14 protein-coding genes are annotated in these 21043 nt (G+C 51.9%); 9 read left to right on the top strand and 5 right to left on the bottom strand.

The features are described 5' to 3' along the window. Positions 1-448: 448 nt before the first annotated feature. From GmarT_RS18960 to GmarT_RS18930, 7 genes are all read left to right on the top strand, one after another. Complete coding sequence (locus tag GmarT_RS18960; protein ID WP_002646262.1) at positions 449-1606, top strand: serine/threonine-protein kinase; 1158 nt, start codon at positions 449-451, stop codon at positions 1604-1606. A 207-nt stretch (positions 1607-1813) separates the two neighbouring features. Then, positions 1814-2725, top strand: a complete 912-nt coding sequence (locus GmarT_RS18955) for a GDSL-type esterase/lipase family protein (RefSeq protein WP_002646263.1) — start codon at positions 1814-1816, stop codon at positions 2723-2725. Positions 2726-2794: 69 nt separating this feature from the next. After that, positions 2795-6280, top strand: a complete 3486-nt coding sequence (locus tag GmarT_RS18950) for a PVC-type heme-binding CxxCH protein (RefSeq protein ID WP_002646264.1) — start codon at positions 2795-2797, stop codon at positions 6278-6280. 230 nt (positions 6281-6510) lie between these two features. Further along, positions 6511-7521 carry a tudor domain-containing protein gene (locus tag GmarT_RS18945; protein WP_149303099.1) on the top strand — a complete coding sequence of 337 codons (1011 nt, stop codon included), beginning with the start codon at positions 6511-6513 and terminating at the stop codon, positions 7519-7521. 325 nt (positions 7522-7846) lie between these two features. After that, positions 7847-9340, top strand: a complete 1494-nt coding sequence (locus tag GmarT_RS18940) for an aldehyde dehydrogenase family protein (protein WP_002646266.1) — start codon at positions 7847-7849, stop codon at positions 9338-9340. 316 nt (positions 9341-9656) lie between these two features. Further along, positions 9657-12800 carry a PSD1 and planctomycete cytochrome C domain-containing protein gene (locus GmarT_RS18935; protein ID WP_002646267.1) on the top strand — a complete coding sequence of 1048 codons (3144 nt, stop codon included), beginning with the start codon at positions 9657-9659 and terminating at the stop codon, positions 12798-12800. A 2-nt stretch (positions 12801-12802) separates the two neighbouring features. Further along, on the top strand, positions 12803-14263 hold the full coding sequence (locus tag GmarT_RS18930) for a DUF1501 domain-containing protein (RefSeq protein WP_002646268.1): 1461 nt from the start codon (positions 12803-12805) through the stop codon (positions 14261-14263). 3 nt (positions 14264-14266) lie between these two features. Here the strand turns inward: GmarT_RS18930 and GmarT_RS18925 are convergent, their stop codons facing one another. Together GmarT_RS18925 and GmarT_RS18920 are read right to left on the bottom strand one after the other, a co-directional pair. Next, positions 14267-14761, bottom strand: coding sequence for a hypothetical protein (locus GmarT_RS18925; protein ID WP_002646269.1), 495 nt, complete (start codon positions 14759-14761; stop codon positions 14267-14269). A 136-nt stretch (positions 14762-14897) separates the two neighbouring features. Beyond that, positions 14898-15920, bottom strand: coding sequence for a DUF1559 domain-containing protein (locus GmarT_RS18920; RefSeq protein ID WP_149303097.1), 1023 nt, complete (start codon positions 15918-15920; stop codon positions 14898-14900). A gap of 387 nt (positions 15921-16307) precedes the next feature. Between GmarT_RS18920 and GmarT_RS18915 the strand changes: the two genes are divergently transcribed. Then, positions 16308-16877: a tetratricopeptide repeat protein gene (locus GmarT_RS18915; RefSeq protein WP_002646271.1), complete on the top strand. Its 570-nt coding sequence runs from the start codon at positions 16308-16310 to the stop codon at positions 16875-16877. Positions 16878-16933: 56 nt separating this feature from the next. Here the strand turns inward: GmarT_RS18915 and GmarT_RS18910 are convergent, their stop codons facing one another. Together GmarT_RS18910 and GmarT_RS18905 are read right to left on the bottom strand one after the other, a co-directional pair. Continuing rightward, positions 16934-17737, bottom strand: coding sequence for a hypothetical protein (locus GmarT_RS18910; RefSeq protein WP_002646272.1), 804 nt, complete (start codon positions 17735-17737; stop codon positions 16934-16936). A 131-nt stretch (positions 17738-17868) separates the two neighbouring features. Continuing rightward, positions 17869-18363, bottom strand: coding sequence for a hypothetical protein (locus GmarT_RS18905; protein WP_149303094.1), 495 nt, complete (start codon positions 18361-18363; stop codon positions 17869-17871). Between the two features lie 486 nt (positions 18364-18849). Here GmarT_RS18905 and GmarT_RS18900 point away from each other — a divergent pair, with 486 nt between their 5' ends. After that, positions 18850-20328, top strand: coding sequence for an amidohydrolase (locus GmarT_RS18900; protein ID WP_081459475.1), 1479 nt, complete (start codon positions 18850-18852; stop codon positions 20326-20328). 11 nt (positions 20329-20339) lie between these two features. Here GmarT_RS18900 and GmarT_RS18895 read toward each other — a convergent pair whose 3' ends face one another. Beyond that, the gene (locus tag GmarT_RS18895) at positions 20340-21029 is read right to left on the bottom strand and encodes a protein-L-isoaspartate(D-aspartate) O-methyltransferase (protein WP_002646276.1); all 690 of its coding nucleotides are present in this window, start codon (positions 21027-21029) and stop codon (positions 20340-20342) included. Positions 21030-21043 lie beyond the last annotated feature (14 nt).

Below are 21043 nucleotides of genomic sequence, written 5' to 3'. Positions count from 1 at the left end.
GTCCTGCTCCTTGAACAAGTATCCTGAACTTTAGAAACTGGTGACCGGTAAAAAACAGTGTTGAACCTGACGGTCCGGTATCTTGTCCAAACCAGTACTTTCGGGAACTCCGCCCTGTTTTTGCTCACAGGATGTGATACGATTCCTGTGACCGGGCCAGTTTCAGTGTGCCTTTAATGTCTATTGTTTATCACTTCACTTCAAAAAAGCAACAATTATTTTAAATCGATCCAGAATAAAAGAATGCCGCCAATTTCACATTCGCCGATTCTGGATTATGATACGCGATCCAGAATACTCTCGAATTACTATTCAATCTGAAATCATTCTGCTTCAGACCCCTCGACACTTTGAATTTCAAATCAAAGCGGTCTTACCGGTCGCCGAAACGATTTCCGCCTGAATGTTATCGGGAGGGATTTGATCCCTTTATTGATGCGGAATTCCTTTGACTACTAATGAATCTTTACATCCTGTTTCGCTGGATGAACTAGACCAGCAATATCAGATCCTGCTCGACGGTAATTCTCTGGAGTGGCACAATCAACGTGTGTTTTCCCGGTGCCTGGGGGTTGGTGGTCAGGGTGTGGTCTACCTGAGTGCGCGGGAAGGTGCGGATGGATTCCAGATTCCCGTCGCTCTCAAATTATTTTCTCCCAAACGCTATGCTGATTCAGCAGCCTATCAGTCCGAGATGGCTCGACTGTCGCAGGTCGCGGCGCAGGTTGCCCGCGTTCAGGAGAATCACCTGGTTGCTGTACAGAATTTTGTCACAAGAAACCAGGTCTACATCATGGAGATGGAGTGGATCGACGGGTACGACTTGCGAAGTCTGTTGACGCCGGCAACCTTCAAGCAGATTCGTGAACAGGTTACGTCCCGTCGCTGGAGAAACATCAACAACAATGTTTTTACCAAAGGGGTTCAGCAGCCGCGACTGAAGCCGGGAATCGCTGTGGCGATCCTGCGCGAATGCCTGGCAGCGCTGGCGGCGTTGCATCGTAACAATATCATCCACTGTGATATGAAGCCTGCAAATATCATGCTCAAGCGGAGCGGGAATGCCAAGATTATTGATATTGGATCCGCCATAGATTTGAATAATCTGCCTTCCACGCAACCCTGTACACCAACATATGCGGCTCCGGAAGTCCTGTCCGGAGGACGGGCAACCCCCCAGTCCGACCTGGCCAGCCTGGGATATATTCTGATTGAAGTCATCACCGGATTTCAACCGTTTGCAAATCTGAAATATGCACAGCTCATTAAAGCCAAACAGAATATTCTGCAACAGCTTCCCCAGTGGTTTCCCGCAGAAGAGTTCGCGCTCAGTGAACCGTTGATGAAACTGATTCATCGCCTGGTTCATCCCGACCCGGCAGAACGTTTTCCGTCAGCCGAAGCAGCAGACCTGGGGGAAGATGGTGCGGCAGAGTTTCATCGCCTGCTCGTCAAAAGTGATCTGCCCAGCGATTATGAAAATGAACTGCGGCTCTGGATTGAGGAAGTCGAAACAGACTACTTTGAGGATATCCAGCTGAACTCCGATCCGAATACCACCGTATTTACAACACGCGAGTGGGAGGAAGAGGGTCAGGAATCATGAGAATCGGGCGGTCATCAGCGCTTTCAATTGCAGAAAGTGACGCGATATCTTTACAAGACTAATTAAACAGATACGATGAGCATTTGTTGTGAATCGTCGGTTCCTGTCCTGTTTTTTATATTTCCTGATTTGCTGTAACTCACACAGCCTGTTATTTTAGCGTAGTAGAACTATCCGCTTCTCAACTACAGCTATTGAGGTTTCTCCGTGAATCAGCGTCTCACCGTCTGTCTGCTTCTCTTTATATTTTTCTCAGCCCCATTCGCATCCGCGGCACCTCCTGCCCTGGAATTGAAATCGGGAGACCGGATCATTTTTCTGGGCAACACGATGATCGAACGAGCTCAAAAGTTCGGGAGCTGGGAAAGCGTGTTTCTACGCAGTTTCCCCCAGGCGAAACTCTCGTTTCGCAATCTGGGCTGGAGTGGAGATACGGTCTGGGCGGAGTCCCGGGGTATTTTTGATCCGCCGGCCGTTGGTTACCAGCGCATGATCAAGCAGATCAATGATCTCAAACCCAACTACATTCTGCTGGGATACGGGGGGAACGAAGCCTTCGCCGGTAAAGCGGGCTTATCTGCGTTTCAGAACCAGTTACAGAAACTGATCAGCGATCTGAAACCAACGGGCGCGAAATTGATTTTCATTTCGCCACACCGATATGAAAACGAAGGCGCACCGCTGCCAGACCCAAAGAGCCATAACCAGGACCTGAAGCTGTATGCCGATATTCTGCAGCAGACTGCGGAACAGGGAGATCATTATTTTGTCGATTTTTATTCGCAGTTGATTCCGGAACCAAAAGGAGATCCCGGTTTAGAGTGGACGACCAACGGGATTCATCTGACCAAAGGGGGCTACGAACGCGCTGCCGGCATCATTGCCGTTGATCTCGGATTGAAACCGATTGAACTGTCACCTGCTGTGGCTGATGAAGTGACCCGGCTGACTTTCGATAAGAACCGTGAATATTTTTATAACTGGCGTCCACAGAATATTACCTATCTGTTGGGTTTCCGAAAACACGAACAGGGGCAAAACGCCAAAGAGCTCCCGCAGTTCATTCCGTTAATCGAAGCCAAAGAAGCCGCCATCCACAGCCTGGTTTCTTCGCATTAGCTGTCTCTGAAAGAGTCCGACCCGCTAAAATATCCCGACCTGTTATAGATCTCTGCAAGGATCGTTCCTGTGATCAATCAAGCCGCTTCGCCGTTTCAACGTATTGTCCTCAGTTCCATTTGTCTGTTGTGCCTGTTTTCTGCTACGACCGTGCGAGCCCAGCGAGACCTGACGGATATTCCGCCGCCGGATCCGGAGTTGGAACGCAAGTCGTTCAAAGTGGCTGAGGGATTCGAGGTCAATCTGTACGCCGCTGATCCGCAGATCGCCAAACCGATTCAGATGAACTTTGATGCGCAGGGGCGACTCTGGATTGCCTCGTCTGAAATTTATCCACACATCAAGCCGGGTGAAAAAGCCAACGATAAGATTCTGGTGGTGGAAGATCAGGACGGAGACGGAACCGCTGATAAAACCACAGTCTTTGCTGATGGCCTGTTGATTCCCACGGCGGTCATACCCGGTGATGGAGGTGCTTATGTCGGAAATAGTACCGAACTGCTGTTTTTGAAAGATACTGATGGCGACGGCAAAGCCGATGTTCGCAAAACAGAGCTGGCCGGATTTGGAACCGAAGATACGCATCATATTCTACACACACTCCGCCGCGGACCGGCAGGACAACTGTTTTTCAATCAGTCGATTTATATTCACAGCCATATCGAAACACCGTATGGCGTACGCCGTTTGAATGGCGGAGGCATCTGGAAGTATCAACCTGAGACCATGGATCTGGAAGTGGTCATGCGGGGCATGGTCAACAGCTGGGGCCATCACTTTGATCGCTGGGGGCAGTCATTCTGCACGGACGGTGCCTATGGTCATGGAATCAATTACACATTTCCCGGCGCAGCTTTTGTGACCGCGGTCGGCATGGATCGGGTTCTGAAAGGACTGAATCTGGGCTCTCCCAAACATTGTGGACTGGAGATCCTCAGCGGCCGTCATCTGCCCGATGACTGGCAGGGGAACATGATTACCAACGATTTTCGTGGTCATCGTGTGTGCCGTTTTGTCGTAACCGAAAATGAAGCCGGCTATGTTTCGCGCGAGCAGGTCGAACTGATCAAAACCGATCATGTTGCCTTTCGACCGATTGATGTGAAGATGGGCCCCGATGGGGCAATTTATATTGCCGACTGGTATAATCCGATCATTCAGCACGGCGAAGTGGATTTTCGCGATCCCCGCCGCGATCATACGCATGGTCGCATCTGGAGAGTCACCTACAAAGGCAAACCGACATTACCACGACCGCAGCTGGTGGATGCGTCAAACCAGGAACTGCTGGAAGCTTTAAAATTGCCCGAAGAGTGGACGCGACAGAACGCCAAGAACGTACTGCGGGAGCGGGGCCGGGAAAAAGTGGAAGCCGACCTGAAAGTCTGGTTGAAAGCACTCGATCCTCAGGATCCGCAGTTTGAACACAATCAACTGGAAGGACTGTGGGTCGCACAAAGCCTGAGCAGTGTGCAGCCTGAGTTGTTGAAACAATGTCTGTCTGCGAAAGATGGTCGCGCCCGTGCTGCCGCCATTCGCGTTGCCCGGCACTGGAAAGACAAACTACCCGGGACTTATGCAATGATCGCGCCGCTGGCGAACGATGAACATCCCCGCGTGCGTCTGGAAGCAGTCCGTGCCCTTTCGTTGTACGACGAACCGACTGTGTTGACAGACGCCTACCAGGCACTCGATCACCCGGCTGATGAATTTCTGGATTACGCGTTGTGGCTGACGACCCGCGAAACCAAATCGATCTGGCTGCCGCAGGTGCTGGAAGGAACGTCGACACTGCAAAAACATCCGAAGAAGTTGCTGTTTGCATTAACGGCCGTCAATTCTCCTGAAGTCGCTCCGGTAATTACAAAACTGATTCAGACAGGCCAGATTCCGGACAGCGAACTTCAGACGAGTCTGAATCTGCTGGGTAAATTTGCTAATGCCGGCGATCTGCAGCAGCTATATGAACTGGCTCTCAAGCCGGATACGAAGCCCGGTCACCAGGCGGCAATATTGCGTACTTTGGCCCAGGCTGTCCAGGCAAGAAAGATACGTCCTACGGGCGAACTGGAAGCGCTGCAGCAGCTGTTCCGTTCCAAAAACCCGGCAGTACAGCAGGCGGCCATTGAATGTGCGGGACTCTGGAAAATCGCTTCCTTGCAGCAACCCATTCGTGAACTGGCGCAGTCGGATCAGACCGGTCTCGAATTGCGAAAGACAAGTCTCTATGCTCTGGCTCGGCTGGGAGGCAAAGAAAACCAGCAGTTGTTACTGAAACAGAGTAAGAGCGCAGAGTCAGAAGCCCTGTCGATAGCCGCAGTTGCTGCGCTGGCGGAGATGAATGTCAAACTGGCTGCCACACAGACGGTTGATCTGATGCAGACGGTGACATCACCGGATCAATTAGCCGCGTTGTCAAATATCTTCCTGCAGCGCAAGGGAGGGACAGGCGTGCTGGTGAATGCATTGAAGGGAAAAACAATCGCCAAAGATGCCGCGATTCACCTGGGACGCTCGATTCAATCGACGGGCCGTTCGAACCCGGAACTGGCCAAAGCGATTGCCGTGGCCGGGGGATTATCCAGCAGCGGAGCGCCTCAGCCGGTCAATCTTTCACCTGAAGAAATGGCTGACATGATCCATGCTGTGAAAACAAAAGGAGATGCGCGGCGTGGGGAAGCCATCTTCCGTCGGGAAGATCTGTCGTGCCTGAAATGTCACGCGATTGGTGGCGCAGGCGGCAAAGTCGGTCCTGACCTGATCAGCCTGGGGGGCAGTTCCCAGCCGGATTACATTGTCGACTCGCTGCTCAATCCGAATAAAGCGGTTAAAGAAAATTATAACGCGGTCACAGTGGTGACGCTGCAGGGAAAAGTATTTTCGGGCGTACTCGTGCGACGTTCCGACAGTCAGCTTGTGCTGCGGGATGTGAATAATAACATCATCAATATCCCCCTGGACCAGATCGACGAAGAAGCACCGGCTGCCTCACTGATGCCGGTGGGCCTGCTGGAAAAACTGACACAGCCCGAATTGACTGACCTGGTACGATTTCTGACGGAGCTGGGGAAAACCGACGCCTACACGGTGAGTAAGGACCGCGTGGTGCGTCGCTGGCGGGTGATGAAAGGGACGCCGGGCGCCATGAATGCGATTCGCCGGACACGACATGCGACTGCAGCGACTGAGAACCCGGCCTTCGTCTGGGAACCGGCTTACAGCCGCGTGGATGGCAGTCTGCCTGTCCGCAAGTTTGACGAGATTGGTAAGCTGCATGTCTCGAACAGGGCGACAGGCGCGGCGTTTGTCCGCTGCGAACTGGAAGCGCTTTCCCCCGGCAAGGCGATTCTGAAATTTGATTCTGTGGATGGTTTGAAAATGTGGCTCGGAGAAAAACCGATCGTCCTCAAGCCGGAGACCGAAATCGAACTGACGAAAGGCGTGCACCGCCTGACCTTCGCGATTGATCTTACCCCCGAACGAGATGTGCTGCGACTGGAATTGCTCGACGCTCCCAGTTCGCCCGCACAGGTGGAGATTCTTAACGGGAAGTGAAATCCGTCGAGACTGTGGCCAGTTTTGCTGTAGCGTCTCCAGGTCCGTTTGAACCGGGTCTAATCGAGCGAGAGTCGCTATGGTTTAACGTGATGCGCTCTCGAGTTTCAATTTGTCAAACAGTGTATTCAATTGTTGACCTGTAGCTACGCGTGTATATAGAATGGACCCGTATCACTTGACCATTGTTTATTCAAGTTGAATCGAGTCTGGATGAAAGTGTTCCCTCTGTGAGTACTCCTTATCCCCGTCGTCGTCGCAAGAAGCGACCTTCCTCAGAACACATGGCTGAAGCTTCTAAGCCGAAGGAAAAACGACGTACCGGCTCCCGGAAAAATGCCAGGAAGCGTAACGAATCGATGCTCCGCGTTGTTTTATTCGGTGCTGCCGGGCTGGCTGTGATCTACGGTCTGTTCTTCATGGACTGGCAGGATATTGGAGGCACATTGGGGATGTCCCGGTCTAACGATAAACTTTTAAAAGATCTGGAGTATTATCAGAATGAGCAGATCGATCTGATTAACACTTTTCAAAATAGTGAACAGGCAAAGGCCGCTATTCCCCGACTGAATGAGATCGCAAAAGAGCTGGCAATCATTTCTGCAGAATTCGATGATTGGGTGATTGTTGAAGACGAGGATGATATTAAAGCCGTGATGCAACTGCCGCCTGAAGTGAAAGAAGAACACAGTAGGTTTGCCAGAGAATTCAAGCAGAAACGCATACAGCACTCCGTTCGTCTGACGCAGGAAATCAATCGGCTCAAGAATGAGTCTGGTTTAGGAAACTTTATCGATGTTCTTGTTGTAAACTCACAGACTTTTGGCGGTCGTTATGCTCGGGAGTGGAAATTGAATAAAGCGAAAGAAGGTCTCTATAAAGAGGGTTATTCACCTGTCACCGCGGGAACAGTACTCACGATAGGGATGCAGCTTCAGGGAATTAATTCTCAGTATGACTGGCAGGATTGTATTGTCAAAGAAATCTACTCAGACGGTAAGGTGCGAGTCAATTTTATCGATGGTAATTCTGATAGCTTGTTTGGTGGTCAAGGCTTTCTCGATTATAAGTATGAGCGAGATCGACTGCGGATTCCTGATGTGGTTCTTCTCAAGAATACAACGTCGTCTGGAACGGGACGACGCATTGACGTCTCTGCTCCGCGTGTCACAGGTGGAAGTCAGAGACCGCGTAATGAAAATCCGCCTGCCAGACGTCCCCCTTCCGATCGGGCATTTTAGTGTTCTGACATTAACAGGCAGCGATTCAGTATGACCCACATTCCAGTGGAGAAGGAAGTTAGATTGCGTAGACTGGCAACGTTCGGAAAACAAGGGGTAAATTTGACAATAGCGGAACGGTGAAAACCAGTTCCCTCTCATCCTTCAAACTAAAAAGCGTTTTCAGTTAAAATCTGGATTGGTTCCAGTTATGATAAACTGTGGCAGCAGGAAGCGGTCGGCAATTATTAACGCAAGAAATCAGCCCCTGGATCATGCATCGCAATGCTAAGAAGATCGGGGCACGAAGCAGTCTTTACTGAAATTCATTGAACAGGAGCGCGCGATGTCAACAACTACAGCGAATGATCTGTATCCCGAAGTCCAGGCCTTTCTGGAAGGAGGACCACTCAGAGGAGTCGTCGGCGGAAAAGAGATCGAATCCACGGGAGGCGAGACCTTCGTGACGTCCGATCCCGGTTCGGGAAAACAGCTGGCGGAAGTCTTCAATTTTCAGGCCGCTGACGTGGATATGGCCGTTGATGTGGCGGACGCCGCGTTCCGCAAAACCGGCTGGGCCAAACTTCCACAGAATGAACGCAGTGCACTGCTGCATCGTCTGGCAGATGCTGTCGAACAACAGAAGCATGTGATTGCGCAACTGGAGTCACTGGACGCCGGCAAAATCGAAGGTCAGGCGCAAGGGGATGTGCAGAACTTTGTCGATACGATTCGTTACTTTGCCGATCTGGCGCAACACGTCCAGCGACGGTCGGTACTGGCGGTTAAGAATCACGAAGCATGGACCGTGCGTCAGCCGTACGGTGCATGCGGATTCATCTTCCCATGGAACTTTCCCTTTTTGCTGATTGGCTGGGGAATTGCGCCCGCTCTGGCTGCCGGTAATACGGTGGTGATCAAGCCAGCCGAAGATACCCCGATGTCCGCCATCTATCTGGCGCGGCTGGCCAAGGAAGTCGGGATTCCCGATGGCGTGATCAACGTTGTACCCGGCGATGGTGCTGTTGCGGGTGCTGCTTTGTCGGGGAACCCCAAGCTGAAACGCATGTCATTCACCGGTTCCCCTGAAGTCGGTCGTATGGTGGCGGAAGCCTGCGGTCGTAACCTGGTGCCCGTCAAACTGGAACTGGGTGGTAAGGGAGCCGCGGTCGTCTTTAATGATGTCGATATTCCCGATACCGCTGAAAAACTGGTGAATGCGATTACCTTTCACACCGGTCAGGTCTGCTGTGATGCGACCCGCTGGCTGGTTCACAAAAACATTTACGATGAATTTGTGAATGAATGCGTGGGCCGTCTGCAGAAAGTACAGGTCGGATATCAGCTGGATGATGCCTCGCAGATGGGGCCGGTGGTCAACGCCAAACAGCATCAGCGCGTGCTTTCCTATCTGGAAAAAGGACAGGCGGAAGGTGCGGAATGCGTACTGGAAGGGGGCGCTGCTCAAGTTCCCGGTTACGAAGGCTACTATGTCAAACCGGCTCTGCTGGCGGGGACACTGGACAACGTGGCCGCCCGTGAAGAAATCTTCGGACCGGTGGCGTTCCTGGCGCCGTTTGAAAATGAAGAGCAGGCGATTGAAATGACCAACAGCACGGATTATGGTCTGGCCAACAGTGTCTGGACGTCCGATCTGTCACGCGCCGCCCGTGTTGCCGAAGCCATGTGTGCGGGCAACAGCTGGATTAACGCTCATAATGTGTTTGCCCACGGTATTCCTTATGGCGGTATCAATAAGAGCGGCATGGGGGGCGGCGTACTATCTGTCGAAACGCTGTTTGATTACTGGCGGAGTCTGTCCGTCGTACGTCCTCTGTAAACAGGGCTGCTTTTTCACTTTGAAAACTACGGGAAACCCGCCAGTGTTCTTTTGTTTGAAACGCTGGCGGGTTTTTGTGTTTTCTGTGTCTGATTAAGTGGATCGTTCAACTCGGAGTGGCATTTCCAGTGAGTCGATTGAAATGCTCCTCTCCGCCGACATCGTAGCTTGACAGGCGTTATTCACAGGCTTTAAGATCAATATTACGATCCGCTTGCTGGGACCCACCTGTTCTCCCGGACCATGATGGCATGTTCCGGTTCTTAAGAGACGCACCAGGATCGAATTCAGCTTAAAAACACAGGGCATGATAAGTATGCGTACCCTTTCTCTGCGGCACTGGCTGCCACTGCTGCTGGTTGGCATTTCCTGTCTGACACTGTTTGCGGACGAAAAGCAGTCGGCTCCGGCTGCGAAAACTGAGGCGACAGTCGACTTCAGTCGCGATATCCGGCCGATTCTTTCCAATAACTGTTTTTTCTGTCACGGACCGGATGAGAAACATCGGGAAGGTGACCTGCGTCTGGATACGAAAGCGGGCGCTTTTGAGTCGGTGATTGTGCCCGGCAATCTCAAAGCGAGTGCGCTGATTGAACGCATCCTGTACAATGATCCCGACATGCAGATGCCACCGGCAGAGTCTGGTAAGAAACTGAAACCGGCGGAAATCGAACTGTTGAAACAGTGGGTTGCGCAGGGCGCGACGTGGCAGGAACACTGGGCCTACATTAAACCGGAACGGGCTGCCTTGCCGGAAGTGAAACAGAAAGACTGGCCGCAGAATGAGATCGACTATTTCGTGCTGGCGCGTCTGGAACAAGCGGGCTTGAAACCAGCGAAGCCCGCAGACAAGCGGACGCTGGTGCGCCGACTGTATCTGGATCTGCTGGGATTGCCTCCCTCGAAAGAGGAAGTGGATGCGTTTGTGAAATCAGAGGATCCCCGTGCTTATGATAAACTGGTTGATCGTCTGCTGGAATCACCACAATATGCAGAGCGGATGACACTCAAATGGCTGGACCTGGCCCGCTATGCGGATACGAACGGGTATTCGATAGATGGCGGCCGTCACATGTGGCTGTGGCGCGACTGGGTGATCGACGCCTTTTATAAAAACAAACCGTACGATGAATTCATCACGGAACAGATTGCCGGCGATCTGCTGCCCGGCGCGACGGACTGGCAGAAAGTGGCGACCGGTTTTAACCGTAATCATATGATTACCCACGAAGGGGGGACGATCCCCGAAGAGAATCTGGTCAACTACACCGTCGATCGGGTGAAGACGACTTCCGAAGTCTTCATGGGGCTGACCATGGGCTGTGCCCAGTGTCACGATCATAAATACGATCCGATTACGATGAAAGACTTTTATCAGTTTTACGCGTACTTCAATACGCTCGAAGATAAAGGGCTGGACGGTAACTTCGGCATCAACTCGGGCCCCAAAATAAAAGTGAAAACAGAAATTTCCTTTGCGGCTGCAGAACTGAAGGCGCTCGATCAGGAAATTACACAGATCCAGTCCAGGTTGAATCACCCCGATGCAGTCCGGCTGGCTGAGTGGGAAAAGCAGGCCCGTCTGGAATTGTCACAGCGCGGAAAAGATTTAAAACTGCACGAACTGGAAGTGGTCAAGATTTCGGACCCGAATACCCGTACCGAATTTGAAATCAGTGAAGAGGGGCACGTACTCGCGTTATCTCCCAGCGGACGCTCTCCCTCCATTTCATTGAAGATCAAGCCCGGAGTGGAAAAACTAACCGGCTTACGAATCGTATTTTATCCCAATGAAAAAATGCCCCGCAGTAGTATCGGCCATGGTAAGCCAGGGTCATTAGAGGGGGGATTTCTGTTAACCAGTTTTGCTGTTTCCGGAACGTCGGTTCCCTCTGATCAGGTTGACCTGTATGCGATGTTAAAGGTGGCCAGGTTAACGGCGAGTGCTTCGCATCCTGATTATCCTGTGGAAGGCTGCCTGGACCCGCGCGATCATACGGGCTGGTCGCCCGCGCCACAAAATCAGAGTCAGCAGAATCTGACGGTCACGTTCGATCGACCTTATGCAACAAAAGACGCCTCCTATCTCACAGTCATGCTGGTTTGGGGAGATGGAAAATTTCGGTACGGTCAGCGGTTAATGGCCGGAGATTACAAAATCTTTGGGATATCCGGTGTGGATGATGGCACGAATATTCCGGTCGAGATTCAGAAAATCTTGTCCGTTCCTCGGCATGACCGCGCTGAAAGACAAACGACTGCTCTGCAGCTGTATTACAGTCAGATTGCCCCCGAGTTCAAAAACCTGTGGTATCAACTGGAGAATCTCAAAGAACGCCGTCAGATGTTGACCGATGAGTTTGAGACGATGGTCATGAATAAGGCTACGAAACCCCGCGAAACGTATATTTTAGATCGTGGACAATACGATCAGCCCACCGTCAAAGTCAGTACGGGAGTGCCGGGCTTTTTACCGGGAGTGCCTGAGCAGAATCCTGGAAACCGATTGGCGTTAGCGGAATGGCTGACCGCCCGGGAGAATCCACTGACGACTCGCGTGGCGGTGAATCGGTTCTGGGAAATGCTGTTCGGGCAGGGTATCGTATCTACGACGGCGGACTTCGGTTCACAGGGAGACCCTCCCACGCATCCCCAGTTGCTGGACTGGCTGGCGGTCGAATTTTATGAGCAGGGTTGGGATGTGAAACACATTCTGCGGAAGATTCTGCTCTCGGCGACCTACCAGCAGTCTTCCGAGGGTACACCCGAACTCTGGAAAGATGATCCGCAGAACCGGTTACTGGCCCGCGGTGCCCGGTTCCGGTTACAGGCGGAAGTGATTCGAGATGCGACGCTGGATGTTTCCGGTCTGCTGGTCGAGCGAGTGGGAGGCGCGAGTGTGAACCCGTATCAGCCGGAAGGTTTGTGGCGGGAAGTGAGTCATTATGGAAGTTCCCCGGCGACGGCGCAGGTCTTCGTGCAGGATCATGGCGAGAAACTGTACCGCCGGAGCATGTATACCTACTGGAAACGAACGGTGCCTCCGCCGAACATGCAGACCTTTGATGCGCCGAATCGCGAAGTCTGTCTCGTGAGTCGCGCCCGTACGAATACGCCGCTGCAGTCGCTGGTGTTGCTGAACGATGTGCAGTTTGTAGAAGCCTCACGCAATTATGCAGAACGGATCATAAAAGAGGGGGGAGACGAGATCGACTCGCGTATCCGCTTTGCCTATGAGGAGGCATTGGGGCGTGCTCCTGAAGAATGGGAACTGAAAACGGTTCGGGCCGCCTACCAGCGTGAGTTGAAGAACTATCAGGCGAATGAAGGTGCGGCTGTGGCGCTGTTGAATCAGGGAGAATCGCAGCGCGATCAAGGTCTGCCTGTGGCGGAAGCGGCTGCCTGGACGACCGTGGCGAGCATGATTTTCAATACCTACGAATTTATCACACGGGGATAAGCATGGATCCTGTATTTGAATATGAACGAAATGTGACGCGTCGGACGTTGCTGGGCCGCTCGGCTCGCGGCATCGGTGGTGCGGCGCTGGCGAGCCTGTTGCAGCCGGAGTTGTTTAACGGGAGCGCGCAGGCAGAGACAACGATCCCCGTGGGGGTGAAGAAGATTGCGCCCAAAGCGAAGCGGATTATCTATCTGTTTCAGTCGGGCGGCCCTTCGCACGTCGATCTGTTTGATTATAAACCGGTACTGCGCAAGCTGCATGGATCGGATCTGCCTGATTCTGTGAAGGGAACGCAGCGGGTGACCGGGATGACGGCGCGGCAGAAATCGTTTCCTGTCGTCGCTCCTTTCTGGGAGATGAAACAATGTGGTGAGCATCAGACCTGGATCAGCGAGCGGCTGCCTTATACGCAGACGATTGCCGATGACATTACGATTGTCAAATCGGTGCATACCGAAGCGATCAATCACGACCCGGCGATTACGTTTATCAATACGGGTTCCCAGCAGATCGGCCATGCGAGTCTGGGGTCGTGGCTCAGTTATGGACTGGGTAGTGAAAACGAAAATCTGCCCGCTTATATGGTAATGCTGTCTCAGGGCACCGGCAAGAACCCCGGGCAGCCTCTGTTCGATCGGCTGTGGGGATCGGGTTTTCTGCCTCCCAGTCACCAGGGAGTCAAACTGCGTCCTGGATCGAGTCCGGTATTGTACCTGTCAAATCCGGCGGGCATTGATCGCAAACAGCGACGGAAACTGTTAGACGATCTGGCCACGCTGAACCGGGGACAGGCGGAAGAAATTGGCGATCCGGAAATTCAGGCGCGGATCAATTCGTATGAGATGGCTTACCGGATGCAGACTTCGGTGCCCGGACTGATGGATTTGTCGAGCGAGACCGAAAAAACATTTGAAATGTATGGTCCCGAAGTGCGTAAGCCGGGAAGCTTCGCTGCGAATTGTCTGCTGGCCCGGCGGATGACCGAACGAGGCGTGCGATTCGTGCAGTTGTTTCATCGCGGCTGGGATCAGCATGTTTCACTGAAGAGCCAGTTGCCGAACCAGTGCCTGGACGTGGATCAACCTTCAGCGGCTCTGGTCAAAGATCTGAAGCAGCGAGGTCTGTTGGATGAGACGCTGGTGATCTGGGGAGGTGAATTCGGTCGCACCGTTTACAGCCAGGGCAAGATTGGGAGTCCGAGTTCGGGCCGCGACCATCACGGGCGCTGCTTCTCAATCTGGATGGCTGGCGGCGGAATTAAACAGGGGTTTGAATACGGCAAAACGGATGACTTCTGTTACAACATTGTCGAGAACCCGGTTCACATCCGCGATATGAACGCGACGATTCTGCACTGCATGGGCATAGATCATCGGCGACTGACCTACCCTTATCGCGGCCTGGATGCCAAACTGACGGGAGTCGAAGAGGCCCACGTGGTCAAGGGGATTCTGAGCTGATCGTTACATGCGCTCAAGTTCAATTTTCAATGACTCGTTGTTCCCGTTTGGATCGATATTTACTTTGACCGGTGATTTGGTTGCATCGGAATAGATGGGCGGGATGATGTCATCTTTTTCCACAATTTGAATCGGCTCTGTGACTTTTGCCCCTTCCGCTTGTCCGTCAACGGGCATGGATTCGGTATCCGGTTCCTGTGAAGTGGACTGGTAAATTGTGACCCGGAATTCACCGGCGGCGGAACCATCTCCTTCGCCATACGTAGACATCACGAATGAACCGTCTTCATTAATGGTGCCGCCGGCGGCCTTGCCTTTTTGGGGAGTGAGTGGGACAAATGAAATGGCCCCGCCTCCGGCCATCGGCTTTCCATCATAGAGCACTACGCCACTTGTGGGAAAAACGGGTACATTACCGTCGTTACCGCAGCCAGTCAGGGTGGAAGCAAGACTGAGCAGCAGACAAAATTGGATGAAGTGAGGATTCTGGAATATCATGATATTGCTTCATGCTGAATCGGATTCCAACTGAGTTCACGATAAGAATGACTCAGTAGAAACTGAAAAGGTAAACAGGCAGTATTGAATGGTCCTGTTTTCAATACTGCCTTAAGAAGACGATGGAAAGATACCTTTAAAAGTTTTCGATGACTTCCCGCCCGCCGCGTGTGCTCAACGCGTGCCAGAGTGTCATGTCGATATTATCTGAGAAAAATCTTACCGAACCATCGGCCATGGCTCCCTGAACTCCACCGGCATGATAGCTGCGTGCAGCGGAATACATTTCGGTATAAGGTGACCCGATCTGGATACAGGGCATTCCTTCATCGGGGTAACTGCGACAGCCCCAGATTCCGTCCGGAGTGGTGCTGTTAGGGCCGGTCTGAGTGCTGAAAATATTCGCACCCATCACTCCGTATGGCCAGGTACCTCGAGTATCCTGACTGGAAGGGCCGGAGGAACTTTGCAGTCGAAACTTCAGTTCGCTTAAAGCCAGCGTGTTGGTAGTACCGTCTTTAATATCTCGAATGGAGATACTGGAATTATTCCCGAAGATGCCACCAATTTTAGCATCATTGGTATGCACACGCCCATATCCGGCTTTCCCGTAGTTGGCTGCATAATTTCCCCGGGCCAGGTGTTCCAGACCGGTTCCGTTGCCAAACTGCTCTCGATTGACTGGGTGTGACGGACACAACATGGCGTTGTACGGTTTACTGCCAACCTCCATGCCCTGTGAGGTATAAGTTCCATTTCCCAGCCAGTCCTGTACTTCGTTGCGTTCATTGGCGATGGTCATGAAATCGTCGAACATGGCAGACTGCTCCAGGTTGGCGAGGATCATGAGAATCCAGGAACCCCCGATGGCGACCGCCCCTGATCCATGGGCTCCGTTCGGGTTATCGCCGGCACCGTTTGCACTACCAGGGGGGAAAACATCATAGGTCGAATGGTAGTTCTGTAATGCGAGTGCGAGTTGCTTTAGATTATTTTTGCAGGATGACCGTCGGGCGGCTTCCCGTGCCTGCTGGACTGCCGGAAGCAACAAAGCGACCAGGATCGCGATAATGGCAATGACGACCAAAAGTTCGATTAATGTAAAAGCATGACGACGATACATCCGGGGAAGATAACGGCAGAAAGAAGAGTTTCGCATCCTGTGTTCCTTGTTACTTGAATCAGTATGAGTGAAGAACCAGAAAATGAGAGAATCAGATATCTGAAACTGAAACTCGTTTTCTCGAATATGCACGGTATGAGTTCGATTAAAATATCTACCCGGTTCCAGACGTTCAATCTCATTCTGGACGAGTCGGGTTTTATTCATCGATCATTAATCCGACGTTAATCTGATTCTGACTGAAGGGGGAGAAAATTGATGAAAATGAAATGTATTGCAGAGAAAGGGGTTGTGGTCTACATTACGCGCAGAGGGGATGTCTTCGCCTGATAGCGGTTGGCTGGGTTTAAGTGCATAACGTCATGCCGTTTATGTACTTATGTAAAAAGTATATCGTGGTCGGGTTCTACAAGGATGTGTTTGATGCTGAATTTGTCATTGCGCCTGCTTTCGGGAGGCGTGCTGTTGCTGCTCTGTCTTTCGGCATGTATTCCGGTTCCGATGACGACTCCTGAACTGTATCGGCCGCTCTCTCATTTCGATCCGGCGGATAATATTACGGATTATGAGAACCATCTGGCCCGCTTCAACGTGGCGATTGAAGCGGATGCGACCGACATTGATGCCCGATTTGCCCGCGCACTGCTGTATATGGGCGTGGGAAAATATCTGCCTGCCGAGGATGATCTGACGGCGGCGATTAAGGTGGCGGATCGACGTCCCGATTACAGCAGGGAACGTCTGGCTTCCATCTATTTGCATCGAGGGTTATTGCGTTGGAACGCCGAGCAGGTTGATCTGGCAATTGCCGATTATACGCAGGCTATTGAACTGGACCCGGAAGACTGGGAAGCTTATTTTCATCGCTGGCAGGCGTACAATCATCATGAAGAACCTGAGAAAGCCGAACAGGATCGCGAACAGGGCATGAAACTCAAGCCCAGTGTCTTCAAGAAAGAGTACGTGTTACGCTATGACGGGATCGTGCTGTAGACTGCAGGACCGCTGTGGAAAATGTTCTGATGCATTCCCGCTGGTTGAAGCAGTTTCTATTCTTTTCCGTATAGTTCTTCGTAATTCTTCCATTCTTTGCGATGGATCTCATAGCGGGATATGCCTTCGTTGGTGACTTCGATTACATCCCACCCATTTTTCATGTTGAAATAATCGTTGTAGTTACTGCCTAAGAGAATCAACGCTTTCAAAGGCGCTTGAGGCGTCAGGGGAGTCTTGACCGTCTGGAATTTCTCAATCTCAACTTCAGGCAGCTTCAGGTTTAAAGGGGGAATGTATTTTCCCAGCGACCAGGAAGCGATGATGGCGTCAGGGCTTTTGACAAACTCACAGTACCGCCCACCTCCAAAACCAAACTTTTTAAGATCGCCCTGCCAGTCTTCATTATACTTGAGGGCAATGTGTCTTCGTTGCCAGTCATAGTCTGCATTGTAAAAAAACAGACTCATTCCGTTGGTTTCTTCAAAATCGGCGACATTCCATTGGGTTGTTTCCAGCTTGGATGCGGGGATGTCACGTTTCATTTTCAGTTCAATGGGAAGATTGTTTCGAATATCAAAATAGACTTTATGGATATTGTTTGCCAGGTTCTGATTCTGCTGATCCAGAACCAGGCTGGAATAACCGGCGTAGCCACAAAAAGCGAGCTGGCCGACAAATCGGTAATTAAATGGGGTTTCAGGATTCTGTTTCAGTTTTAATGCGAGTTCTCGATCCAGGTGCGAATGAAAAAATGCATCCCCGGGCAGAAAGTAATTGTTACTGGCATGTGCTGGACTCTTCTGTGCTCCTAATGTGAGTGTCACTGTAATAAAACAGATGAGAGGCATTGTGCGCATGGAAAGAACTTTCTTTCTGAACAGAGTAGACACGAGACATGGTTGCCTAGCCTAATCTTGCCGACTCCTGGTCCTGGATGCAAGAAGAATCTGTGAGACTCATCTGAACCAATTGTTATCGTGCTCATTTTTCATGTATTGTCCCTGGTGCGTCTGGGGTATGATTCCCCTCTACTCCGGTAATAATCTTTGAGTACCATTTCACGTGTGGCGTTGAGTTCTTCGTCTGACATATTCTGGATTTTTTCCGGAGTCAGGTTGTGTGTCCAGCGTCTCACACGGCTCTGGGAGGTGCCACCCAGTCCGAGAAGTTTATCCATGCGTTCGCGGCAGCGGATCTGTTCGCGTTCGGAAAGATTCCCATACTGGAGTTTATACAGATAATACTGGTATGACTGGGCAAGCAGCTGCTCAAAGGGGATGGTCAGGCTCTCGACCATTTCCCGGCGGGCACGGGTAATATAGCGTTCGACCGAACGGGGAGAGATCTGATACTCTTTGCTGATGGCCCGTTTGATATCAGACGGGTGTCTGTGCAGGCCGAGTAACATTTTGACCGCCTCGAGCAGTTGATGACGCCGTTCGCTGGAAATACGGGTTCTGGTTCTGGGGGGAGTTGTCGTCATGTTTTTGTCTCCTGTCTGAAAAGGAAAAACAGATTGTGTAATGGAAAAGATCATGCAGGTTGGCTCGTGCAGGTCAACGGCAGTTATCAGTTCTGCGCCGGATTGACGCGGGACTGGTGGAGTCAGGGGGCAAAAGTGGTATCAGACTGCAGAAAACGTGCAGAAAGCGGGACCGATAAGCGATGAAAGGATCTGCAGTCATGCGACAGATACAGGTGATTTTCAAGTGGATAAAGCCGAGAATTCAGTTATCAGATTTCTTCTGGTTCAGGCTGTGCATTGCGATGAAAAACGTGCTATGCGCGCGACGCATAGCTGGAAAGTTTCTGTGGCTGCGCGACGGAGTCAAGTCAATTTCTTTCAGTGGTTCCCGATGAACTGTTTAAATGAAACTGAACAGGGAAAAGAGATGACAACCTGCGCAGGCTTTGGTAGTCTGAATTGATCCATTCTCAATAATGCATTCCGATTTCGGAGAGAAAAAACATGATGCGAGCGAACTTTGTGAAATCTGTCGGGTGTGTGCTGACTCTGTTTCTGTTGGTTCGCCTGGTCCCAGCGAAGGAAAAAGCTCCCGAGAAGCTGAGTGCACCCCAACAGACGGCGGTCGAGGATGTCACCAGGCGGGCAGATGATCTGAAAGCGGTCAACCAGTCGATCTGGAATTACGCGGAAGTTGGTCTGCAGGAAAATCAGTCCTCCCAGTTGCTGATTGAGAAACTGAAGGAGGAGGGGTTCACGGTGAAGAGTGGCGTGGCTGATATGCCCACCGCGTTTGTGGCGAGTTATGGAAGCGGAAAACCTGTGATTGGGATTCTGGCGGAATATGATGCGCTGCCCGGCCTGTCGCAAAAGACGGTTCCCTTTCGCGAAGCTCAGACAGAAGGGGGCGCGGGACATGCCTGTGGTCATAGTGGACTGGGGACAGCCGCGCTGGGGGCTGCATTAGCGGCGAAAGTCGCGATCGACAAGCATCAATTGAAAGGGACCGTGCGTCTGTATGGAACGCCGGCGGAAGAGACCGGTCTTGGGAAAGTTTACATGCTGCTGGACGGGCAGTTTGAGGATCTGGATATCTGTCTGCACTGGCATCCCTCCAATAATACCAACGTACATCTGGGGAGTTCGAAAGCGCTGGTGTCGGTGAAGTTCACCTTCACGGGTTTGCCTGCGCATGCTTCGGTGAGTCCGGAGAGTGGCGTGAGTGCTCTGGATGCGGTCGAGCTGATGAATACCGGCGTGAATTATATGCGCGAGCATGTAAAAGAAGATGCGCGGATGCATTACGTGATCATCGACGGCGGTGGTCAGCCCAACGTGGTGCCTGCGAAAGCGACCGTCTGGTATTACGTGCGGTCAAATACGCATGAGGATCTGGAGCGGAATTATAAATGGGTGGTTGATATTGCCAAAGGGGCGGCGCTGATGACGCGGACGAAACTTGCGGTACAGGTCGACACGGATAATCACGAGTTGATTCCCAATACGCCTTTATCGGAAGTGATTCACGGGAAGTTGATGACGATCGGGCCGCCTGAATTTTCTGAAGAAGAGAAAGCGTTTGCCCGCCGGATACAGCAACCACTGATTGAGGAGTTCGGTCAGCAGTTTCCGGTAGCGATAGACAGCCGCGTGCATTCATTGCTGGAATCGAAAACGTCGTCTAAAGGTTCGACAGACGTGGGTGATATCAGCTGGCATATTCCCACGGGGGGGTTGCGGACGACCTGTTTTGCTGCGGGGAACCCGGGACACAGCTGGCAGAACGTCGCCTGTATTGGCTCTTCGATAGGTGAGAAGGGAATTCTGTATGCAGCCCAGGCGCTGGCGGCAACGACTGTGGAGTTGATGGAGAATCCTGCTTTAGTCACCGAAGCCAAAGCGGATTTTGACCAGCGAATGAAAGACCGAAAATATATCACACTGATTCCGAAGGGACAGAAGCCACCAGTGAAGATCCGGTAATGAGCAGTTGGTTACTCAGGATGATCTGAAGGGTGTCCGTATTTACCGATCAGCGGGACGAAGACGAATGCCCCCAGGACTTCTTCAGAGAGTTTTCCATTGTTGAGCGTGAAGCGGTACATGCGCTGGCCGGTTGACTCAGAGCCGAGGGGGATAATGATTCTTCCTCCCTCGGAAAGCTGTACCTGATAGGGTTCAGGCAACTCCTCTGAAGATGCAGTGACGATGATGGCATCGAAGGGGGCTGCCTGGGTCAAGCCGAGCGTGCCATCCTCGGTGTAGACGTGAACATTGTCATAACCGAGGCGCTGCAGTCGTTCGGCAGCCTGACTGGCGAGTGCGGGAATGCGTTCAATCGTATGGACTTCACGGGCGAGTAGAGAGAGGACGGCAGCACCGTAACCGGAGCCCGTGCCGATTTCGAGAACCACTTCGTTTCCAGTCAATTGTGCAGCGGCACACATGAAGGCGACGGTATAAGGTTGAGAGATAGTCTGATGACAGTCAATGGGGAGTGCGCAATCATTATAGGCAAATCGCTGCGATTCGGGAGGAACAAACTGTTCACGGGGAACACGGGCAATGGCCTCCAGTACGCGGGGGTCAGTGATTTCCCGCTGGCGGAGGTGCTGTTCAATCATGGTCTGTCTGGCTGAAATGAAGTTGTCATCGCTTTGAACGGATTCGGAATTACTGCTCATGAGAGTACGTTCCC

It is taken from the genome of Gimesia maris (assembly GCF_008298035.1).
In the GTDB taxonomy this organism is placed as follows: domain Bacteria; phylum Planctomycetota; class Planctomycetia; order Planctomycetales; family Planctomycetaceae; genus Gimesia; species Gimesia maris.
The sequence above is the reverse complement of the archived record's forward strand: the minus strand, read 5'-3'. Positions and strand labels throughout refer to the sequence as shown.